General features: G+C 67.2%; 14 protein-coding genes. 8 read left to right on the forward strand and 6 right to left on the reverse strand.

The genetic code is table 11. The features are described from left to right. The first annotated feature begins 128 nt into the window (after window positions 1-128). Both VLK61_RS23540 and VLK61_RS23545 read left to right on the forward strand, forming a co-directional pair. On the forward strand, window positions 129-953 hold the full coding sequence (locus tag VLK61_RS23540) for an ABC transporter ATP-binding protein (RefSeq protein WP_325424533.1): 825 nt from the start codon (window positions 129-131) through the stop codon (window positions 951-953). Between the two features lies 1 nt (window position 954). Then, window positions 955-1,782 carry an ABC transporter permease gene (locus tag VLK61_RS23545; protein ID WP_325424536.1) on the forward strand — a complete coding sequence of 276 codons (828 nt, stop codon included), beginning with the start codon at window positions 955-957 and terminating at the stop codon, window positions 1,780-1,782. 32 nt (window positions 1,783-1,814) lie between these two features. On the opposite strand, the gene VLK61_RS23550 is transcribed toward VLK61_RS23545, so the two are convergent. Further along, window positions 1,815-3,335 carry a CoA-acylating methylmalonate-semialdehyde dehydrogenase gene (locus tag VLK61_RS23550; RefSeq protein WP_325424538.1) on the reverse strand — a complete coding sequence of 507 codons (1,521 nt, stop codon included), beginning with the start codon at window positions 3,333-3,335 and terminating at the stop codon, window positions 1,815-1,817. 127 nt (window positions 3,336-3,462) lie between these two features. On the opposite strand from VLK61_RS23550, the gene VLK61_RS23555 reads away from it, so the two are divergent. Further along, window positions 3,463-4,401 carry a LysR family transcriptional regulator gene (locus VLK61_RS23555; RefSeq protein WP_325424540.1) on the forward strand — a complete coding sequence of 313 codons (939 nt, stop codon included), beginning with the start codon at window positions 3,463-3,465 and terminating at the stop codon, window positions 4,399-4,401. Between the two features lie 210 nt (window positions 4,402-4,611). Here VLK61_RS23555 and VLK61_RS23560 read toward each other — a convergent pair whose 3' ends face one another. Next, the gene (locus tag VLK61_RS23560) at window positions 4,612-5,544 is read right to left on the reverse strand and encodes a delta(1)-pyrroline-2-carboxylate reductase family protein (protein ID WP_325424542.1); all 933 of its coding nucleotides are present in this window, start codon (window positions 5,542-5,544) and stop codon (window positions 4,612-4,614) included. A gap of 91 nt (window positions 5,545-5,635) precedes the next feature. Between VLK61_RS23560 and VLK61_RS23565 the strand changes: the two genes are divergently transcribed. Continuing rightward, a complete protein-coding gene (locus VLK61_RS23565) occupies window positions 5,636-6,286 on the forward strand; it encodes a YecA family protein (RefSeq protein WP_325424544.1) in 651 nt (216 codons plus the stop codon). A 22-nt stretch (window positions 6,287-6,308) separates the two neighbouring features. Here the strand turns inward: VLK61_RS23565 and VLK61_RS23570 are convergent, their stop codons facing one another. Beyond that, a complete protein-coding gene (locus VLK61_RS23570; RefSeq protein WP_325424546.1) occupies window positions 6,309-7,604 on the reverse strand; it encodes an Hsp70 family protein in 1,296 nt (431 codons plus the stop codon). A 155-nt stretch (window positions 7,605-7,759) separates the two neighbouring features. Here VLK61_RS23570 and prsT point away from each other — a divergent pair, with 155 nt between their 5' ends. Beyond that, window positions 7,760-10,588: an XrtA/PEP-CTERM system TPR-repeat protein PrsT gene (prsT, locus tag VLK61_RS23575; RefSeq protein WP_325424548.1), complete on the forward strand. Its 2,829-nt coding sequence runs from the start codon at window positions 7,760-7,762 to the stop codon at window positions 10,586-10,588. Window positions 10,589-10,758: 170 nt separating this feature from the next. After that, complete coding sequence (gene xdp1, locus VLK61_RS23580) at window positions 10,759-11,562, forward strand: exosortase-dependent surface protein XDP1 (protein WP_325424550.1); 804 nt, start codon at window positions 10,759-10,761, stop codon at window positions 11,560-11,562. A 425-nt stretch (window positions 11,563-11,987) separates the two neighbouring features. Here the strand turns inward: xdp1 and VLK61_RS23585 are convergent, their stop codons facing one another. The 3 genes from VLK61_RS23585 to VLK61_RS23595 all read right to left on the reverse strand — a co-directional run bounded on the left by VLK61_RS23585 (window position 11,988) and on the right by VLK61_RS23595 (window position 15,205). Beyond that, a complete protein-coding gene (locus tag VLK61_RS23585) occupies window positions 11,988-12,410 on the reverse strand; it encodes a universal stress protein (RefSeq protein WP_325424552.1) in 423 nt (140 codons plus the stop codon). A gap of 76 nt (window positions 12,411-12,486) precedes the next feature. Beyond that, a complete protein-coding gene (locus tag VLK61_RS23590; RefSeq protein WP_325424554.1) occupies window positions 12,487-13,275 on the reverse strand; it encodes a metallophosphoesterase in 789 nt (262 codons plus the stop codon). A gap of 52 nt (window positions 13,276-13,327) precedes the next feature. Continuing rightward, window positions 13,328-15,205, reverse strand: coding sequence for a phosphoenolpyruvate carboxykinase (GTP) (locus VLK61_RS23595; protein WP_325424556.1), 1,878 nt, complete (start codon window positions 15,203-15,205; stop codon window positions 13,328-13,330). Window positions 15,206-15,568: 363 nt separating this feature from the next. Here VLK61_RS23595 and VLK61_RS23600 point away from each other — a divergent pair, with 363 nt between their 5' ends. Together VLK61_RS23600 and VLK61_RS23605 are read left to right on the forward strand one after the other, a co-directional pair. Continuing rightward, complete coding sequence (locus VLK61_RS23600; RefSeq protein ID WP_325424558.1) at window positions 15,569-16,153, forward strand: MOSC domain-containing protein; 585 nt, start codon at window positions 15,569-15,571, stop codon at window positions 16,151-16,153. Between the two features lie 35 nt (window positions 16,154-16,188). Beyond that, window positions 16,189-16,863: a response regulator transcription factor gene (locus VLK61_RS23605; protein WP_325424560.1), complete on the forward strand. Its 675-nt coding sequence runs from the start codon at window positions 16,189-16,191 to the stop codon at window positions 16,861-16,863. Window positions 16,864-16,935: the final 72 nt, after the last annotated feature.

Genomic DNA, 16,935 nt, shown 5'->3' on the forward strand with positions numbered 1-16,935 from the left:
GACCCGAAACAGCACGCCGCGCGCTGGCCAGCATCGACCCGGAGGTCGCGAAGGCCACCGTCGACCTGAAGGCCGTCTACACCAACGATTTCGTCAAGGTCGCGAACGCGAAGTACCCGAAGCCCTGAATGGCCTCCCCGCTTCCCTCGCCGGCCCTGGTGCTGGACGGCGTCAGCTGCACCTTCGCCACGCGCGACAACGCGGCGCAGCGCTACACCGCGGTGGCCGATGTCAGCCTGCGTGTCGGTGCCGGTGAATTCGTCTCGGTGGTCGGCCCCACCGGCTGCGGCAAGAGCACGCTGCTGAACGTCGCCGCCGGCCTGCTGTCGCCCAGCACCGGCGCGGTGGCGGTGTTCGGCCAGCCGCTGGCCGGCATCAACCCGCGCGCCGGCTACATGTTCCAGACCGAGAGCCTGATGCCCTGGCGCAGCGCGCTGGGCAATGTGATGGCCGGGCTGGAATTCCGCGGCATGCCACCGGCCCAGGCGCGCACGTTGGCCGAGGCCTGGCTGCGCCGCGTCGGGCTGGGCGGCTTCGGTGATCGTTATCCGCACCAGATGTCCGGCGGCATGCGCAAGCGCGCCAGCCTGGCCCAGGTGCTGGTGCTGGACCCCGACATCATCCTGATGGACGAACCGTTCTCCGCGCTCGACATCCAGACACGGCAGCTGATGGAGAACGAGGTGCTGGACCTCTGGCAATCGAAGCGCAAAGCCGTGCTGTTCATCACCCACGACCTCGACGAAGCCATCGCGATGAGCGACCGCGTGGTCGTGATGAGCGCCGGCCCGGCTTCGCACCCGATCGGCGAGTTCGTGATCGACCTCGAGCGGCCGCGTGATGTCGCCGAGGTGCGCACGACGCCGCGCTTCATCGAGCTGCACAAGGCCATCTGGCGCGTGCTGCGCGACGAGGTGTTGAAGGGTTATCAGCAGCAGCTCAAGGTCGCTTGAAATGTGGCAGGCATTCAAACCCAACCCGCGCAATCTTCGCGTCTGGCAGGTGCTGCTGCTGGTGGCGGTGTTCGTGTTGTGGTACCTGCTCACCGAGCCCGGACTGCTGCCGCCGCTATTCTTTGCCGACGATCGGCAGGCCGCGTTCTTCTTCGGCGAGCCGCTGAAAGTGCTGTCGCGCATCTGGCACTGGTTCATTGCCGATGGCGACATCTACCAGCACCTCTGGGTCACGCTGGTGGAGACGGTGCTGGCCTTCGGCATCGGCGCGCTGGCCGGCCTGGGCGGCGGGCTGTGGCTGGCTCTGCAGCCCATGGCCTCGGCGCTGCTGGAGCCCTACATCAAGGCGATGAATGCGATGCCGCGCATCATCCTCGCGCCGATCTTCGCGGTGTGGTTCGGCCTGGGCATCGCCAGCAAGGTGGCACTGGGCGTCACGCTGGTGTTCTTCATCGTGTTCTTCAATGTCTACCAGGGCGTCAAGGAGGTCAGCCCGGTGGTGCTGGCCAGTGCGCGCATGCTGGGTGCCAACCCGCGCCAGCTGCTGCGCCATGTCTACCTGCCCAGCGCCACCAGCTGGGTCTTCAGCTCGCTGCACACCAGCGTCGGGCTGGCCTTCGTCGGCGCGGTGGTGGGTGAATACCTGGGCTCGGCCAGCGGCGTCGGCTACCTGATCCACCAGGCCGAAGGCGTGTTCGACATCAACACCGTGATGGCCGGCATCGTGGTGCTGACGGCGTTTGCCCTCGGCCTCGACGGCGCGGTCGGCCGCATCGAGCGACACCTGATGAAGTGGCAGCCCCGGGCCGGCGAGACCGAGAAGCTCTGAGCGGCGACGCCGCGACAGCGCCTCGGGTTTGATCACTTCGACGTGGGGAACCCGAACTCGGCGCCCTTGGCGATGCTCTCCGGCCAGCGCTGCATCACGCTCTTCTGCTTGGTGTAGAAGCGCATGCCTTCTTCGCCATAGGCATGCATGTCGCCGAACAGGCTGCGTTTCCAGCCGCCGAAGCCATGCCAGGCCATCGGCACCGGAATCGGCACGTTGATGCCGACCATGCCCACCTGCACGCGCCGCGCGAATTCCCGCGCGATGCCGCCGTCGCTGGTGTAGCAGGCCACGCCGTTGCCGTACTCATGGTCGTTCACCAGCTGCACCGCCTCGGCAAAATCCTTGGCGCGCACGCAGGACAGCACCGGCCCGAAGATCTCTTCCTGGTAGATGCGCATCGTCGGCTTGACGTGGTCGAACAGCGTGCCGCCGGTGAAGAAGCCGCCTTCCAGGCCGGCCACCTTCAGTCCACGCCCATCGACCACCAGCTGCGCACCTTCTTCGACGCCGACGCCGATGTAGTTCTCGATGCGTTCCTTGGCTTGGCTGCTGACGATCGGCCCCATTTCGGCCGACAGATCCATCGGGTTCGTGACCTTCAGCGTCTTCGCGCGCTCGGCGAGTTTGGGCACGATCTTGTCGGCGATGTCACCGACCAGCACCGCCACCGAGATCGCCATGCAGCGCTCGCCGGCCGAGCCGTAGGCCGCGCCGATCAGCGCGTCGACCGCCTGCTCGATGTCGGCATCGGGCATCACCACCATGTGGTTCTTCGCGCCGCCCAGCGCCTGCACGCGCTTGCCATGGTGGGCGCCGGTTTCGTAGATGTACTGGGCGATCGGCGTCGAGCCGACGAAGCTCAGCGCCTTGACATCGGGGTGGGTCAGCAGCGCGTCGACGGCGACCTTGTCACCCTGCACGACGTTGAACACGCCGTCCGGCAAGCCGGCCTGCTTCAGCAGCTCGGCCATGAACAGCGAGCACGACGGATCGCGCTCGCTGGGCTTCAGGATGAAGGAGTTGCCCGCGGCGAGTGCGATCGGGAACATCCACAGCGGCACCATGCACGGGAAGTTGAACGGCGTGATGCCGGCGACCACGCCCAGCGGCTGGCGCATCGTCCAGTTGTCGATGGCGGTGGAGACCTGTTCGGTGTAGTCGCCCTTCAGCAACTGCGGCGCGGCGCAGGCGAATTCGACGATGTCGATGCCGCGGGTGACTTCACCCTGCGCATCGGTGAAGACCTTGCCATGTTCGGCGCTGATCATCGCGGCCAGCGTGTCGCGGTGCTGGTTCAGCAGCTGCAAAAAGGCATTGAGCACGCGGGCGCGGCGGATCGGCGGCGTATCGGCCCAGGCCGGGAAGGCGGCCTTCGCGGCGGCGACCGCGGCCGCCACTTCGTCCACCGAGGCCAGCGCCACCTGGCGCGCGACGCGGCCGGTGCTGGGGTTGTAGACCGCCTGCTGCCGGCCGCTGTTGCCGGGCACGGCGCGCCCGCCGATGTGGTGGCCGACGTCGGTGGTGGCGGTGAATGCTTCGGGTGCGCCCATGGTGTGTGTCTCCTTGAATCGAGCGGGCCAGTCTAGGCCTCGGCCGCGCGCGCGCCAAGCCACTGCCCGCTGGATTCATTGTTCAGATTGGCGAACAATGTGCCAGCTGATTCAGGAACAACCAAGGATGGACAACCGCCGCGTCGAGACCCTCTGGTCGCATGTGCACTGGCTGACGGTGCTTGGCCAGCTCGGCAGTTTCACCGCCGCAGCGCAGCGCCTGAACGTCAGCAAGGCGGCGATGAGCGCCCGCATCGCCGAGCTGGAACGCGCTGCCGGCGTGCCGCTGGTGCAGCGCACCACCCGCAGCGTGCGGCTGACCGAAGCCGGCCAGCAACTGGCCGATGCCACCAGTGGCGCGTTCGAGGCCATCGGCACCGCCTTTGCCGGCATCAAGGACCTGGCAGCCTCGCCGCGCGGGCGGCTGCGCATCACCGCGCCGGTGGCGCTGGCGCGCCAGCAACTGGTGCCGCGGCTGCCGGAGTTCCTGCGGGCGCACCCGGAGGTGCGCATCGAGCTGGACCTGTCGGACCGGCTGGTGCCGCTGGCCCAGGAAGGCTTCGACCTGGCGATCCGCCATACACCGGCGCCGCCGGAGACGCACGTGGCCTGGACCCTGTGCGCCACCGCCTCGGTGCTGGTGGCCAGCCGGGCCTATCTGCGGCGGCGCGGCACGCCGTCCCTGCCTGATGAACTGAGCGGCCATGATTGCCTGCACTACCTGCGCCCGGGCGATGCGCCGGCCTGGCAATTGCTGCCGCGCGCGGGCACGGCAGCTGCCAAGGTGACCGTGCCGGTGGGCGGCTGCTTCGCCGCGAACAACAGCGAGGCGCTGCGCGAAGCCGCGCTCGGGGGGCTGGGCATCGCGCTGCTGCCGGATTTCAGCGCCCAGGCGGCGCTGGCCTCGGGCAAGCTGTTGCACGTGCTGCCCGATTGGGTGCCGGTGGGCAGCTTCGGCGAGCACCTGTACGCGATCCGGCCCTACACACCCTACGTGCCCCGCGCGGTGCAGGCACTGGTGGGTTATCTGCGCGAAGCCTTCAAGCCGGGCTTCGGCGCGGCGTAGCCGCCATAGCCGGCTGTGCACGCCCGCAGCACAGACAAAAAAAAGCCCACCGATTGCTCGGCGGGCTTTGGAAGTCCTCAAAGAAAGGACGTCGTTGGGACTGCTGCGGTGCTGGCGGGGACGCTCCCCGCACCGCCTGCCGGTGCATCCGATGAAACCGGGACCGACAACCTGCCGGACTGTGCCCAAGCGCGGGGTCAGCGGCCATCCCTAGAAAGAAGTCGGCTGTGGTTCCTCCGCGACGCAGCGGGCGGCGGCCAGGTCCCACAAGGCCGAGCCGCAACTTTTGAACAGCACCGGTCCGCGGTCCTGGCGCGCCGGGTGTTCGGCCAGCGTCTGGCAGGCCGACAGGTCAATGCCGGCGGCCAGCAGGTCGCCACCTTCGTGGCGCGCCGCGACGCTGTCGATCACCACCTGGCCGCGCTGGGCGATGTCGCGGGTCAGGTCCGGGTCGAGCTCGATCATCTGCGGCGTGAAGGCGCCGATGGCAGCGACGAAGGCGTCGTCCCGCACCTGGCCCTGCAGACACACGGCCTGGGCCGAGGTGGCGGTGATGATCAAGGGGCAGCGCTCCAACGCAGTCTGCAAGTTGGTGGCCACTTCCGCGTAAATACCGCGTTGATGAAGAGTTTGCGCAAATGCCAGGCCGGAAGCCGGCGTGCGGCCCAGCACCCAGACCTCGTCGATGCCCAGTGCTTCGGTGAAGCCCGCCACATGCGCAAGAGCCTGTGCGCCGGTGCCGATCACCAGCAGCGGCCCCACCGGCTGTGGCGCCAGCTGGCGCGCCGCATGCAAGGTCACGGCGGCGGTGCGGCGCGCGGTGACTGTGGGCCCGTCCAGCAGCGCCAGGCGTTCGCCGGTGCTGGCCCGCAGCACCAGCACATCGCCCAGGATGGCCGGCAGTCCGCGTTCGGGGTTGTGGGCGGCGTAGGTGATCAGCTTCATCGCGGCCAGGTCGCCGGCGGCCGGGCTCAGCCAGGCCGGCATCACGAACCAGTGCGTGGACGGTGCCAGCGGCAGCACCCAGCGCTCGGGCAACTGCACCCGGCCGGCGGCCAGGTCGTTCAGCGTGTCGGCAATGGCCCGCACCAGCGGGCCCCAGGGCAGCGCCTGGGCGGTGGCAGCAGCGTCGTAGATCTTCACGTGGATTCCGGGTGGGACGGAGGTGCGGGTGCTCGAGCAAACGGCGGGCCGCCGCGCAAGCACCGATCATAGGCAGGCGACAATGCAGCGCATGACGCCCCCACCGCAAGCCCCGCTGCCCGTCGAGCATGACCTCGACGCGTTGCAGGCCTTGCTCGACGGCCTGCCGCCGGGCCACGAGCCGCTGGACGTGGTGATGCTCGATGGCTATCTTTGCGGCGTGCTGCTGCAGCCCAGGCCGGTGCCGGAAGCGCAGTGGCTGGCCCACATCACCGACATCGATGGCAAGCCCGCACCGCCCGGCTTTCCCCGCGACACCTTGCGGGCGCTGGTGCAGCGCCGCCATGCCGAACTGAACCGCGCGATCGAGCGCCGCGACTGGTTCGATCCCTGGGTCTACCAGCTCGATGCCGACGCCAGCCCCTCGGAGACCGTGCTGCCCTGGGTGGCCGGCTTCGCCACCGCGATGGACGTGTTCCCGGCGCTGATGGATCGCCACGAGGCGGCGATCCTCGAGCCGCTGGCCACGCTGTACCGGCACTTCGACCCGGACGATCTGGAAGACGCCGACGAGTTGCTGGCCGAGATCGAGACGCTGGAGATGCCCGAGACCCTGGCCGAAGCGGTGGAAGACCTGGTGCGCAGCGTGCTGCTGATGGCCGATGTGTCGCGGCCCAAGCCGGCGGCTGCGCAGCGCCGCGGTCCACCGCCCAAACACCGCCGCCCGCCGCCGCGGCGCTGAGGCGTCCCGCGCGGGACGCCGCTCAGGCCGCCCTGCCGAAGACCCGCGTGGCGTGCACGCCCAAGCCCTGCGCCACGCTGGCGAAGCGGTCGCCGCGCATCAGCCTGGCCGCTGGAAAGCGCGCCGCGATGCGCTCGGCCAGCGGCCGGAAACCGGTCGAGCCCCCAGTGAAATACAGCGCATCGACGCGTGCGTGCGGAATGCCGGCTTGCAGCACGGTGTCGTCGGCCGCGGCGACGATGCGCCGCAGATCGGCGTCCAGCGCCTGCACGGTGGCTGCTTCGTCGATCGAGGCCAGCAGCCCGGCCTCGATCACCGACAGGTCGATCTCGCTGTGCCCGTGCTCGGCGACCGCGATCTTGGCGCTTTCGGCGTGGCCGATCAGCGCATGGCCCAGGCGTTCGTCGATCACCGCCATCAGCCGCTGGTGCTGCAGCAGCTCGGCGTAGAAGCTCTTCATGCGCCGCAGTTCCGACACGCGGGCCGGCGCGTAGACGGTGTTGATCAGGTGCCAGGTGGCGAGGTCGAAGTACACCTTGCTCGGCACCTCGCGGCCGGTCGGGCCGACGCCGCGGTAGCCCAGGACCGGCAGGATGCGCGCCAGCTCGATGTGGCGGTCGAAATCGGTGCCGGCGATATGCACGCCATGGTTGGCCAGGATGTCCTGCTTGCGCTCGACGCGCTGGCGGCGCTCGGGGCCGACGCGCACCAGCGAGAAGTCCGAGGTTCCGCCACCGATGTCGGCGACCAGCACCAGCTGTTCGTGGTCGATCGTGGTCTCGTAGTCCAGCGCCGCGGCGATCGGCTCGTACTGGAAACTGACCTCCTTGAACCCGACTTCATGGGCGGCGCGCAATAGCGCCGCCTGGGCCGCAGCATCCCGTTCCGGCTCGTCGTCGACGAAGAACACCGGCCGGCCGAGCACCAGCCGCCGCAAGGCATGGCCGGCTTCCTGCTCGGCCAGCGTCTTCAGGTGCCGCAGGTAGCCGGATACGATGTCGAGATAACGCACCGAGCGCCCGGCGCCGACCTCGGTGGCCTGATCGGCCAGCGTCGAACCCAGGATGCTTTTCATCGAGCGCATCAGCCGGCCTTCCAGCCCTTCGACATAGGCCGCGACGGCGGCACGGCCGTAGTGGCGGTGCGGGTCCTCGTGCGCCTCCAGCCCTTCGACGGCATAGAACACCGCCGTGGGCATCGTGCGGAAGCCGGGCTCCAGTTCCACCAACCGCACGCCGCGGTCGATCGGCAGGGCGATGGCGGAATTGGAGGTGCCGAAATCGATGGCGCAGACGTCGGGGGCGTTGGAAAGGGTCATGGCGCCAAGGCAGCAACGGCCCGGAGCGGCTGGGCGCCCAGGCCGTCAAAACAATCGGAAGGGGCGCGATTCTAGTGGCGCAAGGGCGGCATCGCAGCACTTTTGCACGCTGCCGCCTTTGGGCAGAGGGCTGGCTACAGCCGGTTTCACTTAGCATGCCCGCGGTGAAATCCCCTCGCTCGACCTCTTTCATCCCGTGGCCACCGCTGGCGCTGGCGGCTTGCCTGCTGGCGACCGCGTTGGCCGGGCAGGCGGCGACCGATCCCAAGTCGGCCAAATTCTACGAGGACGCGCTGACGCGCTATGAAAAGCGCGATATCCCTGGCGCGATCATCCAATTGCGCAATGCCCTTCAACTGGACAAAAACAGCTTGCCGGTGCAATTGCTGCTGGGCAAGGCCTTGCTGGCCAACGGCGACGTGGCCGCCGCTGATGTTGCACTGAATGAAGCCCTGCGCTTGGGTGTGAACCGTGTGGAAGTCGTTGTCCCGCTCGCCAGGGCGGTCATTGCCCAGGGCAAGCAGCGTGAGGTGATAGACGCAGGGAAGTTCTCGCTCACCGGGTTGCCGCCGATGGTGCAGTCGGAACTGCTGATCGTGAAGGCGATGGCCCACGCAGATGTCGGGGACCAGCGCAATGCACTGAAGGCCGTCGAGGACGCTCGTGCCGCGGATCCCGGCTCCGTGGATGCGTGGTTGGCAGAGGTTCCGATCCGCATTCGCGCGCGCCAATTCAAGGAAGCACTGGCGGCCGTGGCCAAGGCCGCCAGCCTTGATCCGAAGTCGCCTGAAGTGGTCTATCAGAACGGGGCGATCCTTCATGTCCAGGGTGACAAGAAGGGAGCCTTGTCGCTCTATGACAGGGTGCTTGACCTGGATGCATCGCACGTGGAGGCGCGCGTGGCGCGGGTCGGCCTCTTCATTGACCTGCAGCGAGACGATGCAGCCGCAAAGGATGTTGCCGAGCTGGTCGCTCGCAAACCGCAGGAGCCGCGAGGCTGGTACCTCGGTGCGCTGCTGGCGGAACGCCAGGGGAAGCAACAGCAGGTCCGCAATGCACTGGCTCGCATCACGGAACTGCTCGACCCGGTTCCCATTGAGTACATCCGTTACCGACCCCAGGTCTTGCTGCTGGCGGGCCAGGCCCACTATGGATTGGGCGAGCGTGAAAAGGCGAAGCCGTTCTTCGAAGCCTTCCAGCGCGTGCAACCCGGTACGCCGGTGTCGAAGCTGATGGCCAGCATCTATCTGGCCGAACAGAACCACGATCAGGCCGTGGAGGCGCTGGAGCAATACCTCCGCGCCTATCCCCATGACGCGCAAGGGATGGCACTGCTGGCGTCGGCGCACATGGCCAAAGGGCGGCATGCACGGGCGGCCGGATTGATGCAGGACGCGTTGCAAAGCAGGGAGTCGCCAGAACTCTATACGGCCTATGGGCTGAGCCTGATCGGGGTTGGCCAGAGTTCGAATGCGCTGGCGCAACTGGAAATGGCATACAAGAAGGACCCGGCTCAGACGCAGGCCGCCTATGCCATGGTGGGCCTGTACATTCGAGGTCGCCAGCCGCAAAAGGCGTTGACGGTTGCCAACGCCCTCGTGCTTCGGCATCCGTCGAACCCGAGCTTTCAGAACTTGCTCGGGCTCGCCAAGGTGCAGAACCGCGATATCGCGGGCGCGCGCGCCGCGTTCGAGCACGCCATCAAGCTGGATTCGACACTCCTGCCGGCGACCTTGAACCTGGCGCGTCTGGAAACCGACAGCAAGAACTTCGAACGCGCGCGCATGCTGCTCGATGCCGCGCTCAAGGACGATGCGCGCAACAGCGAGGTCATGTTTGCGCAGGCCGAACTGACCCAGCGCATCGGCAAGTCCACAGACACGCTGCGGTGGCTCCAGAAGGCCTACGACGTCGCGGGCGCCAAGGACATGCGCTCCAGCCTCGCGTTGGTGGAACTCCACTTGCGCGAAGGACGCCGTGCCGATGCACTGAAGATCGTGCAGGAGGTGTCCGCCAACGTGCCAGACAACCTGGCGGTCATGCTGGCGATGGCCCGTGTTCAACTTGCGAACGTCGACTTTGCCGGCGCCCGGGGAACCTTGACCTCAGCGACACGACTGGCCAATTTCGATCCGGCGGTGCAGGTGGAGGTGGGGATGCTTCAACTCGCGGCGCGCGATCTTGCCGGAGCGTCGTACAGCGTAGGCAAGGCCCTGGCTTCAAGAGCAGAGTTCCTGCCCGCGCTCGTCTTGATGACCGAGATCGAAGTGCGGCAAGGGGAGTTGGACAAGGCCGAGGCGCGTGCGCAGCAAGTCATCAAGAAAGCGCCGCGTCTGGCCATCGGCAACAGCTTGCTGGGTGATATCGCCGTGGCGAGAAATCGGCCAGCCCAGGCGATCGAGTTCTACCGCAAGGCGCATCAGCTGGAGCCCTCGCTGGACACGCTGGGCAGGCTGTTCAGGATGTTGTCGGCGCAGGACATGCAGGCCGCACTGAAACTGGCGGAACAGTGGCTCAAGGCACATCCGGGCGACATTGCGGCGCGCCGCATGGTCGCGCAGGCGCACGTTCGAAACAAGGACATGGCAGCAGCGCGCGAACAGTACGAGCGCCTGCGCACGCTGGCCCCGAACGACGCAGGCATCATCAACGACCTGGCCAACGTCCTCGTGCGACTCAATGATCCGCGGGCCCTCGAAGTGGCCGAACAGGCGCTTGCCGCCGACCCCAACAGCATCGCCGCGATTGACACGGCCGGATGGATTGCCTTCCAAGCAGGCAAGCTGGATCGGGCGGTGCAATTGTTGAGGGATGCCCGCCTGAGGAGTCCCGAGCAGCCCGAGGTTCGCTATCACCTGGCGGCCGCGCTGGTCAAGATGGGGCGGACCGCCGAGGCCAGGGATGAGTTGCAGTTTGCACTTCGTGCCCGGAACCCGTTCGAGGGACGTGAAGCGGCGGAAGCCCTTGTCCGCACACTTAAGTGAGGGGTCCGAAAGGTCTTTGCCGGAAGGTGAACCTTCTTACAATGGATTCACCATATCGGGGGCGAGGGCAGGGCTGAGGTGCTTGGCGGTAGCCGGCTCCATCTGCGTACCAATGCCCGTTGAAATTTCGGGCCACTGCGGTGGTGCGGGTTGCGCGTCAAAGGAGAATCATGAAGAAGACAGGTTCAAAATGGATGGCGCTTGCCGGATTGGCCGTCTTGGTCATGTCCTCGTCCAGCGCACATGCCACATGGACATTCAGCGCCAGCGGTACCGATGCAGGTCTGGGTGACGGCACGAAATTGGCTGTCACCAGCAACATCGTCGACAGCTCTGGTGGCCCCAAGCTCAGTATCGGCGGCCTCTACGCGGCCAACGATACCAGCGACAACATGGGTTTCGCGTCAGGCGCCAAGTGGGTCAGTGGCGCACTGGTTTACTACGGCGGCGGATTGGGCATGGCGTCCGATGGGGCATCACAACCGAATCATGCGATTGACAACAGTGGCGCCAACACGGAGTCGGTGTTGCTGCATTTCGATGCCAGCGTGATCCTGAACAGTGTCTCGTTCGGTTATGTCTCTGGTGATTCGGACTTCACGGTCTACCGTTATACGGGCGCCGGCGATCCTTCTTCACTTGTCAATGTCTCGCCGACAGCCATGTCGGGTTGGACCTTGCTGAACAACTACAACGGCGGCAGTTCAGCGGCTACCAACAGCCTCTCCAACACGACGCTTGGTTCCAGCTGGTGGTTGATCAGTGCCTACAACAAGGGTTTCGGCGGCAGCCTGGACCAGGCCGATGACTATTTCAAGATGTCGGCAGTCTCCGGCATCAAGTGCACGTCCGGTGGCGGACGGGACTGCGGCTCTCAAGCCAGTGGTGTGCCCGAGCCGGCGTCGCTGGCGCTGGTGGCCGTGGCGATCGCCGGGGCGGCAGGCAGCGTCACGCGTCGCAAGCCGATGGCCTGAGGCCTGTCAGCCGGTCCTCGAAACAAGCCGACCCTCGGGTCGGCTTTTTTCGTGCGTCACGCCGCATGCCAATGGCCGCTGCGTGAAAAGGGCCCGGAAATGGCGGGCGGAACTGCCACTTATCGCGCGGACGTCTGTCCGCTTTCCGCCTCACACTCTGCTACAACTGGGACGTTGTGGGGATGGAGATGCCGGAAGCTTTGAATCCGTCGTTGCTGATGCGACTGGCACGCACTCGCCGAACACCGCGCGCGCCCGATCCGGCCGACATGGGAACCGCGTTTGGCTTGGACTACATCCTGGACCAGGCCGCTGGCGAAGCACTGGCCGCGGATGTGGCGACAGCCGCACCAGGCGACTGGTTCCGACGTTGGCTTCTGGCCAAGCCGGCTCGCCCCTGAGCCGAAGCCGACGGGTGGTTCGGCTCAGCGCACGATCAACACCGGCGTGCTGCAGTGCGCCAGGACCTTGGTGGTCACCGAGCCCAGCACCAAGCTGCCCAGCAGGCTGTGGCCGTGCGAGCCCATCATCAGCAGGTCGAACTTGCCCTTGTCAGCCAGTTCGGCAATGACATCGGCAGCGTGGCCGACCTTGGCGACGAAGGTGGCCTTGAGGCCTTGCTTCTCGAAGAAGCTGCGGATCGGCTTGAAGACCTTTTCCGATTCGTCGGCGTAGTGCGACTTCAGGATCTCCTTGTCGAGGGCGGCCGCGGCCCGCGGCGGCACCGGGGGGGCCACATGCACCAGCGTGTGGCTGTGCGCCTGGCCCAGCCATTCATCGTGGGCTGCCAAGTAGGCCAGCATGCGCTTGGTGAAGGTGCTGCCATCCACGGGGATCAGGATATTCATGTGCACTCTCCTTAACGGCCGTTGTTGTTGATGCAGGCCAGTGTGGCATAGCCCCCTGGGCGCGAATTGTCCTGCGTCAAGCGGCCGCCTGCACCTCGATCAGCTTGAGCGGGTCCAGGCCCCGGCGTTCACCCTTGCGCGCGAGGCCAGCTGCCTGGCAGACCACGCGCGCAGGGGCACGGCCCGGGCGCGAGACTTCGTAGTCCTGCCGGCAATGCAGGTGGCCGTGCAGCCACAGGTCGGCCAGCGGGATCAGCGCGTCATCGGCGTTGCAGAAGCTCGCGGTGCCGGATTGCGAGCCGAAGCGTGGGTCGGCACTGCGCAGGCTGGGCGCGAAGTGCGTGATCACGACGGTGGCATCCCAACGGCCCGTTGCCGCTTGCGTCAGCTCATCGGCCAGCCACTGCCGGCAAGCGAGCGACTCCTCGCGCAGCGCCGACACGTCCAGCGGCTCGCCACCCCTGGTGGCCGCCATCAGCTTCAGGAAATAGGCACCGGCACGCATCGCGTGGGCCTGGCGCTGCGGCCCGAACAGGTCGAAATCCGACCAGCGGATCGTGCCGACGAAGCGCACCCGCAGGCCTTGCTTCGAGGTCAGCACCACCGACTCGCACTCGAGCAGGCGCAGACCGAGTGCTTCGCAGCGTGAACGCAGGGCCGGCCAGGCGGTGTTCAGTTCGCGACGGTCGAACTCGTGATTGCCGGCCACCATCAGCACCGGCACCGGCCAGTTCGCAAACTTCGACAGGCCGTCCCAGCGGGCGTCGATGTCGCCGGCCAGGACCAGCACCTCGGCGCCCGGCGCGGGCCGGGGGTCGAAGGTCTCGGTTTCGAGGTGCAGGTCGGACAGCAGTTGCAGGCGCATCAGCGGCTGAGTCTACCCAGCCGCGCCGGCGTCCCGGCCCTGCGGCGCGCAGTCAGGCTGCGAGCTTCTGCTCCAACTGCCCTTTGATGGCCAGCAATTCGGACGGCAGGCGATCGGCCAGCTGCATGAACAGCTCGCCGTGCAGCGCCAGTTCCTGTTGCCAGGCGGCGTGATCCAGGGTGATCACCGATTGGTACTGCTCGCGGCTGAAGTCCAGGCCGGTCCAGCTCAGGTCGTCATAGCGTGGCGTGACGCCGAACAGGTTCTCGGCGCCCTGGCCCTGGCCGTCGACGCGTTCGAGCATCCACTTCAGCACGCGCATGTTGTCGCCGTAACCGGGCCAGACGAACTTGCCATCGGCGCCCTTGCGGAACCAGTTGACGCAGTAGATCTTCGGCAGCGTCGCGCCGGCGGCGGCGAGTTGGCTGCCCATGCCGAGCCAGTGCGCGAAGTAGTCGCCCATGTGGTAGCCCATGAAGGGCAGCATCGCGAACGGGTCGCGGCGCACGCTGCCGTTGCCGCCGGCCATCGCGGCGGTGGTCTCCGAGCCCATGGTCGCGGCCATGTACACGCCCTCAGCCCAGCTGCGGGCTTCGGTCACCAGCGGCACGGTGGTCGAGCGCCGGCCGCCGAAGATGAAGGCATCGATCGCCACGCCCTTGGGCGAATCCCAGTCCGGGTCCAGCGCCGGGTTGTTGGTGGCCGCGACGGTGAAGCGCGAATTCGGGTGCGCGGCCTTGGCGCCGGTTTCCTTGGCCCCTGTCGGCGTCCAGTCCTTGCCTTGCCAATCGATCAGATGGGCCGGCGCGGTGTCGGTCATGCCTTCCCACCAGACGTCGCCGTCGTCGGTGAGGGCGACATTGGTGAAGATGGCGTCGCGCTTGAGCGACTCCATGCAGTTCGGGTTGGTGTGGAAGTTGGTGCCGGGCGCCACGCCGAAGTAGCCGGCTTCGGGATTGATGGCGTGCAGCCGGCCATCGGCACCGGGCTTGATCCAGGCGATGTCGTCGCCGATGGTCGTGACCTTCCAGCCCGCCAAAGCCTGGGGCGGCACCAGCATCGCGAAGTTGGTCTTGCCGCAGGCGCTGGGGAAGGCGGCGGCAACGTGGTACTTCTTGCCTGCCGGCGAGGTGACGCCCAGGATCAGCATGTGCTCGGCCAGCCAGCCCTGGTCACGGCCCATGATCGAAGCGATGCGCAGCGCGAAGCACTTCTTGCCCAACAGTGCGTTGCCGCCGTAGCCCGAGCCGTAGCTCCAGATCTCCTGGGTCTCCGGGTAGTGCACGATGTACTTGGTCTGGTTGCAGGGCCAGGCCACGTCCTTCTGGCCGGGCAGCAGCGGCGCGCCGACGGTGTGCACGCAGGGCACGAAGTGGCCGTCTTCGCCGAGCTGCTCGAACACCGCGCGGCCCATGCGCGTCATCATGCGCATGTTCACCGCCACGTAGGCGCTGTCGCTCAGCTCGACGCCCAGGTGCGCGATGTGCGAGCCCAGCGGTCCCATCGAAAACGGCACCACGTACATCGTGCGGCCGCGCATGCAGCCGCGGAACAGTGCCGGTGTGCCGTCGGCCTGGCCGGTCTGCAGCAGCGCGCGCATCTCGGCCGGCGCCATCCAGTTGTTGGTCGGGCCGGCGTCGGCCTGCTGTTCGCTGCAGATGAAGGTGCGATCTTCGACGCGCGCCACGTCGCTCGGATCGCTCAGCGCCAGGTAGCTGTTGGGGCGCAGTGCGGGGTTCAGCCGCTTCATCGCCCCGGCATCGACCAGACGGGCGCAAAGGCGGTCGTACTCGGCCTCGGTACCGTCGCACCAGTAGACGTCGCTGGCTTCCGTGAGCGCGGCCATTTCGGCCACCCAGGCCACCAGCCGGGCATGTTTCACGTAGGCCGGCACGTTCAGGCGCAGGCCTTCCATCACGGGCTTGTTCATCTCAACTCCAATCATCGCTAGATGTCAAAAAAACGGGATTGGTTCAGCCTCGACACAGCGGCCGGTGCGAGGGCGGGGCTGGACCAATACCGCCTGTGGCAGACGGCATGGGTGAAGGGCCAAGGTGTGGCGGTGGGGCCGGCGAACCATCGTGAGGTTTCGGCGGGTTACTGCGCGGCCGGTGGGCGGGGTCTCCTTGCCAGCGGGACAACGCATTGTCAAACCAGTGTAATGGGCTCGTAACCACCGGGCCCCGGGGGGTCATGCACATTCCGCATGACTTGATGCACACAATCGCGAGCCGCCGGCGCCGCTTACCATCGCCCGAACGCCACCCCGCAACCCCGACAATTCGGCCCCTCGATGTCCACCACGCCCCGCATCCTCAGCGTCAATCTCGCGATCGCTTCGCCGCTGATCATCGAGGGCCAGTCGGTGATGAGCGGCATCCGCAAGCAGGCCCGCAGCGGCCCGGCCGAGGTGCAGCCGCTGGGCCTGGTCGGCGATGAACAGGCCGACCACACCGTGCACGGCGGCTTGAGCAAGGCGGTGTACGCCTACCCGGTGGAACACTATCCGTTCTGGCAGACGGTGCGAGCCCAGGCCGGTGTGGCCGCGGCAGACGGCGCGCTGCCCCCCGGCGCGATGGGCGAGAACCTGACGATCAGCGGCCTGCTCGAAGACCAGCTGTGGATCGGCGATCGGCTGCGCTTGCCGGGCTGTGAACTCGCCGTCAGCGAGCCACGCTTCCCCTGCTTCAAGTTCAACGCGGTAATGGGCTTCAACCAGGCGGCCAAGCTGATGTCGCAGGCCGGCTACTGCGGCGCCTACCTGGGGGTGATCCGGCCCGGCACGCTGCAGGCCGGTGATGAGATCGAACTGATCCCCGGTCCGCGCGAGGTCAACCTGCGCGAACTGTTCCGGGCCCGCATGGGCCGCAAAGGCTGAGCGCCGAAGACCACCGGGTCGGCACGGCGAGCTCTATGCGGATACTGCTCGTGGAAGACGACAAAGTGCTGGCGGACGCGCTGTCGCGCGCGCTGGTGCAATCGGCCCATGCCGTGGACATCGTTGCCACCGGCGAGGAGGCCGATCACGCGCTGGCGCTGGGCATCTACGACCTGGCGATCCTGGACATCGGCCTGCCCGGGCTCAGTGGGTTGGACGTGCTGCGCCGGCTGCGGGCGCGGCGGTCCACCACCCCGGTGCTGATGCTGACCGCCTTCGACGCGCTGGAAGACCGCGTGCGCGGCCTCGACCTGGGCGCCGACGACTACCTGTCCAAACCCTTCGACCTGCCGGAGCTGGAAGCGCGCGTGCGGGCCCTGCTGCGGCGCGGCTCCAACGCCACGCCCTACCTGGAACATGGGCTGCTGCGCTTCGACACCGTGGGCCGCCGCGTGTTCTTCGACAAGCGGCCGCTGGAGCTGTCGCCGCGCGAGCTGGCGCTGCTCGAGCTGTTGCTGATGCGCGCCGGGCGCGTCGTCAGCAAGGAGCAGATGGTCAATCACCTCTATGGCTGGGGCGACGAGGTGGCCGACAACGCGATCGAGGTCAACGTCTACCGCCTGCGCAAAAAGCTGGAGCCGCTGGGCTGCGAGATCCGCACGGTGCGCGGCATGGGCTACCTGATGGACCGCAGCGATGCGCAAGCCTGAGCCACGCCTGCAGCGCAAGCTGCTGGCCTGGCTGCTCGGACCGCTGGCGGTGCTGCTGGTGCTGGACACCGC

Source organism: Aquabacterium sp. (assembly GCF_035476535.1).
Lineage (GTDB): Bacteria > Pseudomonadota > Gammaproteobacteria > Burkholderiales > Burkholderiaceae_C > Pseudaquabacterium.

Bases quoted from the DNA above. Each gene is read 5' to 3' on its own strand.
- VLK61_RS23595 (WP_325424556.1), bottom strand. From the start codon at position 15,205: ATGAACAAGCCCGTGATGGAAGGCCTGCGCCTGAACGTGCCGGCCTAC.
- VLK61_RS23565 (WP_325424544.1), top strand. From the start codon at position 5,636: ATGACGCCCCCACCGCAAGCCCCGCTGCCCGTCGAGCATGACCTCGAC.
- VLK61_RS23550 (WP_325424538.1), bottom strand. From the start codon at position 3,335: ATGGGCGCACCCGAAGCATTCACCGCCACCACCGACGTCGGCCACCAC.
- VLK61_RS23540 (WP_325424533.1), top strand. From the start codon at position 129: ATGGCCTCCCCGCTTCCCTCGCCGGCCCTGGTGCTGGACGGCGTCAGC.
- xdp1 (WP_325424550.1), top strand. From the start codon at position 10,759: ATGAAGAAGACAGGTTCAAAATGGATGGCGCTTGCCGGATTGGCCGTC.
- VLK61_RS23545 (WP_325424536.1), top strand. From the start codon at position 955: ATGTGGCAGGCATTCAAACCCAACCCGCGCAATCTTCGCGTCTGGCAG.
- VLK61_RS23570 (WP_325424546.1), bottom strand. From the start codon at position 7,604: ATGACCCTTTCCAACGCCCCCGACGTCTGCGCCATCGATTTCGGCACC.
- VLK61_RS23585 (WP_325424552.1), bottom strand. From the start codon at position 12,410: ATGAATATCCTGATCCCCGTGGATGGCAGCACCTTCACCAAGCGCATG.
- prsT (WP_325424548.1), top strand. From the start codon at position 7,760: ATGCCCGCGGTGAAATCCCCTCGCTCGACCTCTTTCATCCCGTGGCCA.
- VLK61_RS23555 (WP_325424540.1), top strand. From the start codon at position 3,463: ATGGACAACCGCCGCGTCGAGACCCTCTGGTCGCATGTGCACTGGCTG.
- VLK61_RS23590 (WP_325424554.1), bottom strand. From the start codon at position 13,275: ATGCGCCTGCAACTGCTGTCCGACCTGCACCTCGAAACCGAGACCTTC.
- VLK61_RS23600 (WP_325424558.1), top strand. From the start codon at position 15,569: ATGTCCACCACGCCCCGCATCCTCAGCGTCAATCTCGCGATCGCTTCG.
- VLK61_RS23605 (WP_325424560.1), top strand. From the start codon at position 16,189: ATGCGGATACTGCTCGTGGAAGACGACAAAGTGCTGGCGGACGCGCTG.